Source organism: Ramlibacter sp. G4-7 (genome assembly GCF_057784995.1).
The window spans coordinates 94533-108579 of sequence record NZ_JBYNTT010000007.1 but is presented as its reverse complement, the minus strand read 5'-3'; the positions used below and the strand labels follow the sequence as shown (position 1 = coordinate 108579).

2 protein-coding genes, 4 tRNA genes and 6 rRNA genes are annotated in these 14047 nt (G+C 56.0%); 10 read left to right on the top strand and 2 right to left on the bottom strand.

Annotated features, from left to right (window positions below; translation table 11 throughout):
• The first annotated feature begins 343 nt into the window (after positions 1–343).
• The 10 genes from AC3EGR_RS11515 (at position 344) to rrf (AC3EGR_RS11470) (ending at position 11259) form a co-directional block, all read left to right on the top strand.
• A 16S ribosomal RNA gene (locus AC3EGR_RS11515) occupies positions 344–1874 on the top strand.
• A gap of 97 nt (positions 1875–1971) precedes the next feature.
• Positions 1972–2048: transfer RNA gene (locus tag AC3EGR_RS11510), tRNA-Ile, on the top strand.
• Positions 2049–2065: 17 nt separating this feature from the next.
• Positions 2066–2141 (top strand) — tRNA-Ala (locus tag AC3EGR_RS11505).
• A 335-nt stretch (positions 2142–2476) separates the two neighbouring features.
• Positions 2477–5356, top strand: a 23S ribosomal RNA gene (locus tag AC3EGR_RS11500).
• Positions 5357–5492: 136 nt separating this feature from the next.
• Positions 5493–5605, top strand: a 5S ribosomal RNA gene (rrf, locus tag AC3EGR_RS11495).
• 392 nt (positions 5606–5997) lie between these two features.
• A 16S ribosomal RNA gene (locus tag AC3EGR_RS11490) occupies positions 5998–7528 on the top strand.
• A 97-nt stretch (positions 7529–7625) separates the two neighbouring features.
• Positions 7626–7702: transfer RNA gene (locus tag AC3EGR_RS11485), tRNA-Ile, on the top strand.
• A 17-nt stretch (positions 7703–7719) separates the two neighbouring features.
• Positions 7720–7795: transfer RNA gene (locus AC3EGR_RS11480), tRNA-Ala, on the top strand.
• A gap of 335 nt (positions 7796–8130) precedes the next feature.
• Positions 8131–11010 (top strand): 23S ribosomal RNA (locus tag AC3EGR_RS11475).
• Positions 11011–11146: 136 nt separating this feature from the next.
• Positions 11147–11259, top strand: a 5S ribosomal RNA gene (rrf, locus tag AC3EGR_RS11470).
• The 16S, 23S and 5S rRNA genes sit together here with 4 tRNA genes alongside, the layout of an rRNA operon.
• A gap of 144 nt (positions 11260–11403) precedes the next feature.
• Here rrf (AC3EGR_RS11470) and AC3EGR_RS11465 read toward each other — a convergent pair.
• Together AC3EGR_RS11465 and AC3EGR_RS11460 are read right to left on the bottom strand one after the other, a co-directional pair.
• On the bottom strand, positions 11404–12324 hold the full coding sequence (locus AC3EGR_RS11465; RefSeq protein ID WP_488546610.1) for an MBL fold metallo-hydrolase: 921 nt from the start codon (positions 12322–12324) through the stop codon (positions 11404–11406).
• A 12-nt stretch (positions 12325–12336) separates the two neighbouring features.
• Positions 12337–14025: an AMP-binding protein gene (locus tag AC3EGR_RS11460; protein ID WP_488546609.1), complete on the bottom strand. Its 1689-nt coding sequence runs from the start codon at positions 14023–14025 to the stop codon at positions 12337–12339.
• Positions 14026–14047: the final 22 nt, after the last annotated feature.

Here is a 14047-nt window from a genome sequence, read left to right as displayed (position 1 = left end):
AAGAGCTTCGGTCTCGACGGACGATCAAAAGTCGGTATAGAATCTAAGGCTCCGCTGATGACGAAAGCGAGACGCGACGAAAGAAGCGGATCGCAAACGAAGCGGCGAAAAGAGTTGACGGATCTCTTCAAAATCTGTCATAATCGAGGGCTTCGCTGATCGCGGCGAAGACGGGCAAAAAGAAGGCGGCGCAAGCGGCCGGATGGATGCCAGAAGGTTCGTTAACAACATACAGCCGATAAGCGTGGGCGTTTGATGGCGACTGCCAAGTTCTTCGGAACAAATCAAACGCTCAACGAAAAGAAGTGAAGTTCACTTCGATTCCTAGAGCAAATTCAAGATCGAACTGTAGAGTTTGATCCTGGCTCAGATTGAACGCTGGCGGAATGCTTTACACATGCAAGTCGAACGGCAGCACGGGGGCAACCCTGGTGGCGAGTGGCGAACGGGTGAGTAATACATCGGAACGTGCCCAGTCGTGGGGGATAACGTAGCGAAAGCTACGCTAATACCGCATACGAACTCTGGTTGAAAGCGGGGGATCGCAAGACCTCGCGCGATTGGAGCGGCCGATGGCAGATTAGGTAGTTGGTGGGGTAAAGGCTCACCAAGCCGACGATCTGTAGCTGGTCTGAGAGGACGACCAGCCACACTGGGACTGAGACACGGCCCAGACTCCTACGGGAGGCAGCAGTGGGGAATTTTGGACAATGGGCGCAAGCCTGATCCAGCCATTCCGCGTGCAGGATGAAGGCCCTCGGGTTGTAAACTGCTTTTGTACGGAACGAAACGGTGCTGGTTAATACCCGGCGCTAATGACGGTACCGTAAGAATAAGCACCGGCTAACTACGTGCCAGCAGCCGCGGTAATACGTAGGGTGCGAGCGTTAATCGGAATTACTGGGCGTAAAGCGTGCGCAGGCGGTGATGTAAGACAGGTGTGAAATCCCCGGGCTTAACCTGGGAACTGCATTTGTGACTGCATCGCTGGAGTGCGGCAGAGGGGGATGGAATTCCGCGTGTAGCAGTGAAATGCGTAGATATGCGGAGGAACACCGATGGCGAAGGCAATCCCCTGGGCCTGCACTGACGCTCATGCACGAAAGCGTGGGGAGCAAACAGGATTAGATACCCTGGTAGTCCACGCCCTAAACGATGTCAACTGGTTGTTGGGTCTTCACTGACTCAGTAACGAAGCTAACGCGTGAAGTTGACCGCCTGGGGAGTACGGCCGCAAGGTTGAAACTCAAAGGAATTGACGGGGACCCGCACAAGCGGTGGATGATGTGGTTTAATTCGATGCAACGCGAAAAACCTTACCTACCCTTGACATGTCTGGAATTGCGCAGAGATGTGCAAGTGCCCGAAAGGGAGCCAGAACACAGGTGCTGCATGGCTGTCGTCAGCTCGTGTCGTGAGATGTTGGGTTAAGTCCCGCAACGAGCGCAACCCTTGCCATTAGTTGCTACGAAAGGGCACTCTAATGGGACTGCCGGTGACAAACCGGAGGAAGGTGGGGATGACGTCAAGTCCTCATGGCCCTTATGGGTAGGGCTACACACGTCATACAATGGCTGGTACAGAGGGTTGCCAACCCGCGAGGGGGAGCTAATCCCATAAAACCAGTCGTAGTCCGGATCGTAGTCTGCAACTCGACTGCGTGAAGTCGGAATCGCTAGTAATCGCGGATCAGCATGTCGCGGTGAATACGTTCCCGGGTCTTGTACACACCGCCCGTCACACCATGGGAGCGGGTTCTGCCAGAAGTAGTTAGCCTAACCGCAAGGAGGGCGATTACCACGGCAGGGTTCGTGACTGGGGTGAAGTCGTAACAAGGTAGCCGTATCGGAAGGTGCGGCTGGATCACCTCCTTTCTGGAAATACGCGGTAGTTCAAGTCGAACGCTCACACTTATCGGTTGTTGGAAGATGTCGCCAGCGACGTATTGCTCGCAGCTGAAGCGACCGGCCTGGGTCTGTAGCTCAGTTGGTTAGAGCACCGTCTTGATAAGGCGGGGGTCGTTGGTTCGAGACCAACCAGACCCACCATCTCCAGGAATGAACCCGGGGGATTAGCTCAGCTGGGAGAGCACCTGCTTTGCAAGCAGGGGGTCGTCGGTTCGATCCCGTCATCCTCCACCAAATGTTGTTCGGCGCGGCGCTACAATGCGCGCTTCCACCTCCACTTAACACCAAAGCGGCTTGATCGCAAGACCAGGCTGCTTTGTTGTTGACTCCGGCATCTGCTGGAATCAATCGGCTGTTCTTTAACAATTCATAGAGTTGAATCAGCGTCGTTAGCGGAAACTGCTTTCATGGCAGACCGTGCCGCTAGCGACATTTGATTGCGTCAACCAAACTTCAAGACTTCGAAGCAATTCGAATGTGATTTTGAAGACGGCATAACGCGCGAGGTGAAAGACCTCGCAAGTACTTGAATCGACGGCGAATCCTCGTGAGAGGGGTCAAAGTTATAGGGTCAAGTGACTAAGAGCATGTGGTGGATGCCTTGGCGATTACAGGCGACGAAGGACGTGATAGCCTGCGATAAGCTTCGGGGAGCTGGCAAATAAGCTTTGATCCGGAGATTTCCGAATGGGGAAACCCACCGCGCAAGCGGTATCGCATGATGAATACATAGTCATGCGAGGCGAACCGGGTGAACTGAAACATCTCAGTAGCTCGAGGAAAAGACATCAACCGAGATTCCGAAAGTAGTGGCGAGCGAAATCGGAAGAGCCTGCTAGTGATAGCGCAGAACTTAGCGGAACGATCTGGAAAGGTCGGCTAAAGAGGGTGATAGCCCCGTACGCGAAAAGATCTGTGTGGTACTAAGCTAGCGAAAAGTAGGGCGGGACACGTGAAATCCTGTCTGAAGATGGGGGGACCATCCTCCAAGGCTAAATACTCGTAATCGACCGATAGTGAACTAGTACCGTGAGGGAAAGGCGAAAAGAACCCCGGGAGGGGAGTGAAATAGATCCTGAAACCGCATGCTTACAAAAAGTCGGAGCCCGCAAGGGTGACGGCGTACCTTTTGTATAATGGGTCAGCGACTTACATTCAGTGGCAAGGTTAACCGAATAGGGTAGCCGCAGGGAAACCGAGTCCGAACAGGGCGTCCAGTCGCTGGGTGTAGACCCGAAACCAAGTGATCTATCCATGGCCAGGATGAAGGTGCCGTAACAGGTACTGGAGGTCCGAACCGACTAGTGTTGCAAAACTAGCGGATGAGCTGTGGATAGGGGTGAAAGGCTAAACAAACTTGGAAATAGCTGGTTCTCTCCGAAAACTATTTAGGTAGTGCCTCGCGTATTACCATCGGGGGTAGAGCACTGTTTTGGCTAGGGGGTCATGGCGACTTACCAAACCAAGGCAAACTCCGAATACCGATGAGTACAGCGCGGGAGACAGAGCACCGGGTGCTAACGTCCGGACTCAAGAGGGAAACAACCCAGACCGCCAGCTAAGGTCCCTAAAATTGGCTAAGTGGGAAACGAAGTGGGAAGGCTAAAACAGTCAGGATGTTGGCTTAGAAGCAGCCATCATTTAAAGAAAGCGTAATAGCTCACTGATCGAGTCGTCCTGCGCGGAAGATGTAACGGGGCTAAGCCAGTTACCGAAGCTGCGGATTTGCACGCAAGTGCAAGTGGTAGGAGAGCGTTCTGTAAGCCTGTGAAGGTGTCTCGAGAGGGATGCTGGAGGTATCAGAAGTGCGAATGCTGACATGAGTAGCGTTAAAGCGGGTGAAAAGCCCGCTCGCCGTAAGCGCAAGGTTTTCTACGCAACGTTCATCGGCGTAGAGTGAGTCGGCCCCTAAGGCGAGGCAGAGATGCGTAGCTGATGGGAAACAGGTCAATATTCCTGTACCGATTGCAAGTGCGATGTGGGGACGGAGAAGGTTAACTCAGCCGGGTGTTGGATGTCCCGGTTCAAGCCTGTAGTCGTGCCTGGTAGGTAAATCCGCCGGGCTTAGATGAGGGGTGATAACGAGGCGGCTTGCCGCCGAAGTGAGTGATACCCTGCTTCCAGGAAAAGCCACTAAGCTTCAGCTTGCAACGACCGTACCGCAAACCGACACTGGTGCGCGAGATGAGTATTCTCAGGCGCTTGAGAGAACTCGGGAGAAGGAACTCGGCAAATTGACACCGTAACTTCGGAAGAAGGTGTGCCCTTAGTAGGTGAAGTCCCTCGCGGATGGAGCCCAATGGGGTTGCAAAAAATCGGTGGCTGCGACTGTTTAATAAAAACACAGCACTCTGCAAACACGAAAGTGGACGTATAGGGTGTGACGCCTGCCCGGTGCTGGAAGATTAAGTGATGGGGTGCAAGCTCTTGATCGAAGTCCCAGTAAACGGCGGCCGTAACTATAACGGTCCTAAGGTAGCGAAATTCCTTGTCGGGTAAGTTCCGACCTGCACGAATGGCGTAACGATGGCCACACTGTCTCCTCCCGAGACTCAGCGAAGTTGAAATGTTTGTGATGATGCAATCTCCCCGCGGAAAGACGGAAAGACCCCATGAACCTTTACTGTAGCTTTGTATTGGACTTTGAACGGATCTGTGTAGGATAGGTGGGAGGCTTTGAAGCCCGGTCGCTAGATCGGGTGGAGCCAACGTTGAAATACCACCCTGGTGCGTTTGAGGTTCTAACCTAGGCCCGTTATCCGGGCCGGGGACAGTGCATGGTAGGCAGTTTGACTGGGGCGGTCTCCTCCCAAAGCGTAACGGAGGAGTTCGAAGGTACGCTAGTTACGGTCGGACATCGTGACGATAGTGCAATGGCATAAGCGTGCTTAACTGCGAGACTGACAAGTCGAGCAGATGCGAAAGCAGGACATAGTGATCCGGTGGTTCTGTATGGAAGGGCCATCGCTCAACGGATAAAAGGTACTCTGGGGATAACAGGCTGATACCGCCCAAGAGTTCATATCGACGGCGGTGTTTGGCACCTCGATGTCGGCTCATCTCATCCTGGGGCTGTAGCCGGTCCCAAGGGTATGGCTGTTCGCCATTTAAAGAGGTACGTGAGCTGGGTTTAAAACGTCGTGAGACAGTTTGGTCCCTATCTTCCGTGGGCGCTGCAGATTTGAGGAAGCCTGCTCCTAGTACGAGAGGACCGGAGTGGACGCACCTCTGGTGTACCTGTTGTCACGCCCGTGGCATTGCAGGGTAGCTAAGTGCGGAAGAGATAACCGCTGAAAGCATCTAAGCGGGAAACTCGTTTCAAGATGAGATCTGCCGGGGCCTCGAGCCCCCTGAAGAGTCGTTCTAGACCAGGACGTTGATAGGCTGGGTGTGGAAGCGCAGCAATGCGTTAAGCTAACCAGTACTAATTGCTCGTGCGGCTTGACCCTATAACTTTGATCAAACCGATCAAGGTCTTATGCCGGGTTGAACGCAATCAAACACAGGGCGCGCAACGCGCGCCCGCTGATTCCAACTCTATGAATTGGCTTTGCAGCCCCACAGGCTGCAGGGCAAAAAGTTATGCCTGATGACCATAGCGAGGTGGTCCCACTCCTTCCCATCCCGAACAGGACAGTGAAACGCCTCTGCGCCGATGATAGTGCGGGTTCCCGTGTGAAAGTAGGACATCGTCAGGCTGTTATAGCGAGGCGCCCCGTCTACGGACGGGGCGTTCTCATCAGTGCTCCCAACGAGCCTTGATGAGAACGCCCAAAAGCGTGCTACAATGTGAGTCTTCACCGACAAAGCGAGCCGAAGCCATCTGGCAGACAGCAGGCGAACCGGTAGAGACCACAGAGTTTGTCAGGACTCTTCAAAATCTGTCATAATCGAGGGCTTCGCTGATCGCGGCGAAGACGGGCAAAAAGAAGGCGGCGCAAGCGGCCGGATGGATGCCAGAAGGTTCGTTAACAACATACAGCCGATAAGCGTGGGCGTTTGATGGCGACTGCCAAGTTCTTCGGAACAAATCAAACGCTCAACGAAAAGAAGTGAAGTTCACTTCGATTCCTAGAGCAAATTCAAGATCGAACTGTAGAGTTTGATCCTGGCTCAGATTGAACGCTGGCGGAATGCTTTACACATGCAAGTCGAACGGCAGCACGGGGGCAACCCTGGTGGCGAGTGGCGAACGGGTGAGTAATACATCGGAACGTGCCCAGTCGTGGGGGATAACGTAGCGAAAGCTACGCTAATACCGCATACGAACTCTGGTTGAAAGCGGGGGATCGCAAGACCTCGCGCGATTGGAGCGGCCGATGGCAGATTAGGTAGTTGGTGGGGTAAAGGCTCACCAAGCCGACGATCTGTAGCTGGTCTGAGAGGACGACCAGCCACACTGGGACTGAGACACGGCCCAGACTCCTACGGGAGGCAGCAGTGGGGAATTTTGGACAATGGGCGCAAGCCTGATCCAGCCATTCCGCGTGCAGGATGAAGGCCCTCGGGTTGTAAACTGCTTTTGTACGGAACGAAACGGTGCTGGTTAATACCCGGCGCTAATGACGGTACCGTAAGAATAAGCACCGGCTAACTACGTGCCAGCAGCCGCGGTAATACGTAGGGTGCGAGCGTTAATCGGAATTACTGGGCGTAAAGCGTGCGCAGGCGGTGATGTAAGACAGGTGTGAAATCCCCGGGCTTAACCTGGGAACTGCATTTGTGACTGCATCGCTGGAGTGCGGCAGAGGGGGATGGAATTCCGCGTGTAGCAGTGAAATGCGTAGATATGCGGAGGAACACCGATGGCGAAGGCAATCCCCTGGGCCTGCACTGACGCTCATGCACGAAAGCGTGGGGAGCAAACAGGATTAGATACCCTGGTAGTCCACGCCCTAAACGATGTCAACTGGTTGTTGGGTCTTCACTGACTCAGTAACGAAGCTAACGCGTGAAGTTGACCGCCTGGGGAGTACGGCCGCAAGGTTGAAACTCAAAGGAATTGACGGGGACCCGCACAAGCGGTGGATGATGTGGTTTAATTCGATGCAACGCGAAAAACCTTACCTACCCTTGACATGTCTGGAATTGCGCAGAGATGTGCAAGTGCCCGAAAGGGAGCCAGAACACAGGTGCTGCATGGCTGTCGTCAGCTCGTGTCGTGAGATGTTGGGTTAAGTCCCGCAACGAGCGCAACCCTTGCCATTAGTTGCTACGAAAGGGCACTCTAATGGGACTGCCGGTGACAAACCGGAGGAAGGTGGGGATGACGTCAAGTCCTCATGGCCCTTATGGGTAGGGCTACACACGTCATACAATGGCTGGTACAGAGGGTTGCCAACCCGCGAGGGGGAGCTAATCCCATAAAACCAGTCGTAGTCCGGATCGTAGTCTGCAACTCGACTGCGTGAAGTCGGAATCGCTAGTAATCGCGGATCAGCATGTCGCGGTGAATACGTTCCCGGGTCTTGTACACACCGCCCGTCACACCATGGGAGCGGGTTCTGCCAGAAGTAGTTAGCCTAACCGCAAGGAGGGCGATTACCACGGCAGGGTTCGTGACTGGGGTGAAGTCGTAACAAGGTAGCCGTATCGGAAGGTGCGGCTGGATCACCTCCTTTCTGGAAATACGCGGTAGTTCAAGTCGAACGCTCACACTTATCGGTTGTTGGAAGATGTCGCCAGCGACGTATTGCTCGCAGCTGAAGCGACCGGCCTGGGTCTGTAGCTCAGTTGGTTAGAGCACCGTCTTGATAAGGCGGGGGTCGTTGGTTCGAGACCAACCAGACCCACCATCTCCAGGAATGAACCCGGGGGATTAGCTCAGCTGGGAGAGCACCTGCTTTGCAAGCAGGGGGTCGTCGGTTCGATCCCGTCATCCTCCACCAAATGTTGTTCGGCGCGGCGCTACAATGCGCGCTTCCACCTCCACTTAACACCAAAGCGGCTTGATCGCAAGACCAGGCTGCTTTGTTGTTGACTCCGGCATCTGCTGGAATCAATCGGCTGTTCTTTAACAATTCATAGAGTTGAATCAGCGTCGTTAGCGGAAACTGCTTTCATGGCAGACCGTGCCGCTAGCGACATTTGATTGCGTCAACCAAACTTCAAGACTTCGAAGCAATTCGAATGTGATTTTGAAGACGGCATAACGCGCGAGGTGAAAGACCTCGCAAGTACTTGAATCGACGGCGAATCCTCGTGAGAGGGGTCAAAGTTATAGGGTCAAGTGACTAAGAGCATGTGGTGGATGCCTTGGCGATTACAGGCGACGAAGGACGTGATAGCCTGCGATAAGCTTCGGGGAGCTGGCAAATAAGCTTTGATCCGGAGATTTCCGAATGGGGAAACCCACCGCGCAAGCGGTATCGCATGATGAATACATAGTCATGCGAGGCGAACCGGGTGAACTGAAACATCTCAGTAGCTCGAGGAAAAGACATCAACCGAGATTCCGAAAGTAGTGGCGAGCGAAATCGGAAGAGCCTGCTAGTGATAGCGCAGAACTTAGCGGAACGATCTGGAAAGGTCGGCTAAAGAGGGTGATAGCCCCGTACGCGAAAAGATCTGTGTGGTACTAAGCTAGCGAAAAGTAGGGCGGGACACGTGAAATCCTGTCTGAAGATGGGGGGACCATCCTCCAAGGCTAAATACTCGTAATCGACCGATAGTGAACTAGTACCGTGAGGGAAAGGCGAAAAGAACCCCGGGAGGGGAGTGAAATAGATCCTGAAACCGCATGCTTACAAAAAGTCGGAGCCCGCAAGGGTGACGGCGTACCTTTTGTATAATGGGTCAGCGACTTACATTCAGTGGCAAGGTTAACCGAATAGGGTAGCCGCAGGGAAACCGAGTCCGAACAGGGCGTCCAGTCGCTGGGTGTAGACCCGAAACCAAGTGATCTATCCATGGCCAGGATGAAGGTGCCGTAACAGGTACTGGAGGTCCGAACCGACTAGTGTTGCAAAACTAGCGGATGAGCTGTGGATAGGGGTGAAAGGCTAAACAAACTTGGAAATAGCTGGTTCTCTCCGAAAACTATTTAGGTAGTGCCTCGCGTATTACCATCGGGGGTAGAGCACTGTTTTGGCTAGGGGGTCATGGCGACTTACCAAACCAAGGCAAACTCCGAATACCGATGAGTACAGCGCGGGAGACAGAGCACCGGGTGCTAACGTCCGGACTCAAGAGGGAAACAACCCAGACCGCCAGCTAAGGTCCCTAAAATTGGCTAAGTGGGAAACGAAGTGGGAAGGCTAAAACAGTCAGGATGTTGGCTTAGAAGCAGCCATCATTTAAAGAAAGCGTAATAGCTCACTGATCGAGTCGTCCTGCGCGGAAGATGTAACGGGGCTAAGCCAGTTACCGAAGCTGCGGATTTGCACGCAAGTGCAAGTGGTAGGAGAGCGTTCTGTAAGCCTGTGAAGGTGTCTCGAGAGGGATGCTGGAGGTATCAGAAGTGCGAATGCTGACATGAGTAGCGTTAAAGCGGGTGAAAAGCCCGCTCGCCGTAAGCGCAAGGTTTTCTACGCAACGTTCATCGGCGTAGAGTGAGTCGGCCCCTAAGGCGAGGCAGAGATGCGTAGCTGATGGGAAACAGGTCAATATTCCTGTACCGATTGCAAGTGCGATGTGGGGACGGAGAAGGTTAACTCAGCCGGGTGTTGGATGTCCCGGTTCAAGCCTGTAGTCGTGCCTGGTAGGTAAATCCGCCGGGCTTAGATGAGGGGTGATAACGAGGCGGCTTGCCGCCGAAGTGAGTGATACCCTGCTTCCAGGAAAAGCCACTAAGCTTCAGCTTGCAACGACCGTACCGCAAACCGACACTGGTGCGCGAGATGAGTATTCTCAGGCGCTTGAGAGAACTCGGGAGAAGGAACTCGGCAAATTGACACCGTAACTTCGGAAGAAGGTGTGCCCTTAGTAGGTGAAGTCCCTCGCGGATGGAGCCCAATGGGGTTGCAAAAAATCGGTGGCTGCGACTGTTTAATAAAAACACAGCACTCTGCAAACACGAAAGTGGACGTATAGGGTGTGACGCCTGCCCGGTGCTGGAAGATTAAGTGATGGGGTGCAAGCTCTTGATCGAAGTCCCAGTAAACGGCGGCCGTAACTATAACGGTCCTAAGGTAGCGAAATTCCTTGTCGGGTAAGTTCCGACCTGCACGAATGGCGTAACGATGGCCACACTGTCTCCTCCCGAGACTCAGCGAAGTTGAAATGTTTGTGATGATGCAATCTCCCCGCGGAAAGACGGAAAGACCCCATGAACCTTTACTGTAGCTTTGTATTGGACTTTGAACGGATCTGTGTAGGATAGGTGGGAGGCTTTGAAGCCCGGTCGCTAGATCGGGTGGAGCCAACGTTGAAATACCACCCTGGTGCGTTTGAGGTTCTAACCTAGGCCCGTTATCCGGGCCGGGGACAGTGCATGGTAGGCAGTTTGACTGGGGCGGTCTCCTCCCAAAGCGTAACGGAGGAGTTCGAAGGTACGCTAGTTACGGTCGGACATCGTGACGATAGTGCAATGGCATAAGCGTGCTTAACTGCGAGACTGACAAGTCGAGCAGATGCGAAAGCAGGACATAGTGATCCGGTGGTTCTGTATGGAAGGGCCATCGCTCAACGGATAAAAGGTACTCTGGGGATAACAGGCTGATACCGCCCAAGAGTTCATATCGACGGCGGTGTTTGGCACCTCGATGTCGGCTCATCTCATCCTGGGGCTGTAGCCGGTCCCAAGGGTATGGCTGTTCGCCATTTAAAGAGGTACGTGAGCTGGGTTTAAAACGTCGTGAGACAGTTTGGTCCCTATCTTCCGTGGGCGCTGCAGATTTGAGGAAGCCTGCTCCTAGTACGAGAGGACCGGAGTGGACGCACCTCTGGTGTACCTGTTGTCACGCCCGTGGCATTGCAGGGTAGCTAAGTGCGGAAGAGATAACCGCTGAAAGCATCTAAGCGGGAAACTCGTTTCAAGATGAGATCTGCCGGGGCCTCGAGCCCCCTGAAGAGTCGTTCTAGACCAGGACGTTGATAGGCTGGGTGTGGAAGCGCAGCAATGCGTTAAGCTAACCAGTACTAATTGCTCGTGCGGCTTGACCCTATAACTTTGATCAAACCGATCAAGGTCTTATGCCGGGTTGAACGCAATCAAACACAGGGCGCGCAACGCGCGCCCGCTGATTCCAACTCTATGAATTGGCTTTGCAGCCCCACAGGCTGCAGGGCAAAAAGTTATGCCTGATGACCATAGCGAGGTGGTCCCACTCCTTCCCATCCCGAACAGGACAGTGAAACGCCTCTGCGCCGATGATAGTGCGGGTTCCCGTGTGAAAGTAGGACATCGTCAGGCTGTTATTCGACGAAGGCCCGGCAGAAATGCCGGGCCTTTTGTTTTTGTCTCGCCGCGCAGCAGACTGTTTTCTCCCGGATCGGATCGGATCGCGCTGTTCCGTTCACAATGCAACGGCGACGCAATGCGAACGCTTCCGTCCGCTCAGGCATTGGTGACGAAGCCGCGCTCATTCCGCAGTGCGCGACTTTCCGCCAGCTCCCTTAGCAGCGTTTCAATCCATTCGCCAAGCTCCACTGCAGGAGCGAAGCGCGAATGTAGGACTCGCAAGTACGGTGTCGCCGTCGCCCAGGCAAGGAACTCCCCGCGCGGAACCCGCTGTACCTCCAGCAACTTGAATTTCAACAGCACCTTTGCCGCATGCATGGCGTGCTTCTGTGGATTGGCAACGAACGCCTGCAGGCGGCTGCGGGCGCGCCCTAGGGCCTCCGCCACCGTGACAAAGGGCCGGCCGTGGCCGGGAATGACGAGTCGTGGTTCGAGGCCTTCAATGACGTCCAGGGTCGCCCCGACTTCGCCGAACGCGCGCTCCCCTTCCAGTTCGGGAAAGACGATGCCAAACCCGTTCTCCCACAGCGCATCGGCGGAAACAAGCGTGCGCGTCTCCGGGTGGAACAGGACCACCGAATGCGGATCGTGGCCTGGTGCCGCGTGGATCTCCCACGTCCCACCCGCAAGGGCGATCCGCGTCCCTGGGCGCAACACGGAGTCGAACCGGAATCGAGGGCACTCCTGCCCTGTCGGGGTGTAGCTGAGGGCCACCGGATCCCAGCTTCGCACCGAATCCACCTGCCCGGGCGGGATGAAGGTGCGGATCCCTGGATACCGATCCTGCAGCGCGGCGTTCCCACCGCAATGGTCGCTGTGCAGATGCGTGTTCAGCAAGGTCGTCAGCGGCCGAGCGCCGATTGCTTGCGCAACAAGCGACAGGGTCTGCGCCGAGTGCGTCCAGTACCCGCTGTCGATCAGCGCTGCCTCGCCATCGTGCAGCAAGACGACGTTGTTGGAAGACAACCAGCCCCGCTCCAGCACGAGCACCCCCGGCGGCAAGGCAATCGCGCTCACCGCCGGCTCCCCTCAGCGCGCCGCACGCAGTTCGCGCCGCAGGATCTTGCCCACGTTGGATTTCGGCAGCTCATCCCTGAATTCGATGTACTTGGGTTGCTTGTAGCCGGTCAGGTTGTCGCGGCAATGGCGCGCGACCGCGTCTTCGGTGAGCGTCGGATCGTTCTTCACCACGAAAACCTTGATCGCCTCGCCCTGCTTCTCATCGGGGATGCCGATGGCGGCGCACTCCACCACGCCGGGACACAGGGAAATGACATTCTCCAGCTCGTTGGGAAAGACGTTGAAACCGCTCACCAGGATCATGTCCTTCTTCCGGTCCACGATGCGCGTGTAGCCGCGCTCGTCCATGATGCCCACGTCGCCTGTGCGGAGGAAGCCATCGCGGGTGAAGGCCTTGGCATTCTCTTCCGGCTTCTGGTAGTACCCGGGTGTGACGTTTGCGCCGCGAATGCAGATTTCGCCGGCTTCCCCGGGCGGAAGATCCACTCCGGCATCGTCCTTGATCGCAATGTCGATGCCGGGCAGCGGCACGCCGATCGTGCCGGAGAACTCCGTGGCATCGAGCGGATTGTTGGTGCCGATCGCGCAGGTCTCGCTCATGCCCCAGCCTTCCACCATCACGCAGCCCGTGGCCTGCCGCCATTGCTGCGCGGTCCCTTCAGAGGCCGCCATTCCGCCGGCTTGCGAAACATAGAGCTGCGAGAAGTCGATCGAGCGGAACTGCGGATGCTGCAACAGCGCATTGAACAAGGTGTTCACCGCCGGCAGCATGTGGAAGGGGCGCTTCTTCAGTGTCTCCACGAAGCGCCCGATGTCGCGCGGATTCGGGATCAGCGTCAGGTGCGCACCCGAGCGGATGGCAAGCAGGCACAGCGTGAGCGCGAAGATGTGATACAGCGGCAGTGCGGCGATGCCATTGGTCCGGCTCACATCGCCCACCTTGCGCAGGGCGGGCGTGAACCAGGCCTCAGCCTGCAGGATGGCCGCGACGACGTTCCTGTGCGTCAGCACCGCGCCCTTGGACAAGCCCGTCGTCCCGCCGGTGTACTGCAGGAAGGCGGCCGAATCCAGCGTTTGCGGTGTCGGGCGCAACGTGGTCCGCGAACCCGCGGACAACGCCTGCGCCCAGGGCGTGACGGTGCGCCCCTCATGCAGGGGCAAGCGGAAGGGAGGCACCATCTTGGCCAGGTGCCGGACCGCGAAGGTGAGCCAGCGGCCGTACACCGCGCCGAGCAAATCGCCCATGCCGGTCACGACGACGTGCCGCACCGGTGTTTGCTCCACCACCTGCTCCAGCGTGTGGCAGAAGTTCTCCAGGATGATGATGGCCGTCGAACCCGAGTCCCTCAGCTGATGCTCCAGCTCGCGCGCCGTGTACAAGGGGTTGACGTTCACGCAGGTCATGCCTGCACGCAGCACCGCCGCCATCGCCACCGCGAACTGTGGGATGTTCGGCAGCATGATCGCCACGCGCGCCCCCGGCTCCAGGCCCTGCGACTGCAGGAACGCGCCAAGGGCGTGCGACAGGTCGTCGAGCTCGCGGTAGGAGGTCCACCGCTCCATGCAGACGCTGAACGGGCGATTCGCATTCGTGCGAAAAGACGCCTCCAGCAGCTGCGTCAAGGACGCGTACTGCTCCACGTCGATGTCATGCGGCACCCCTTCCGGGTACTGCCTCAGCCAGGGCCTGTGCTCCATCGGTCGCTCCTTCGCGGCGGAT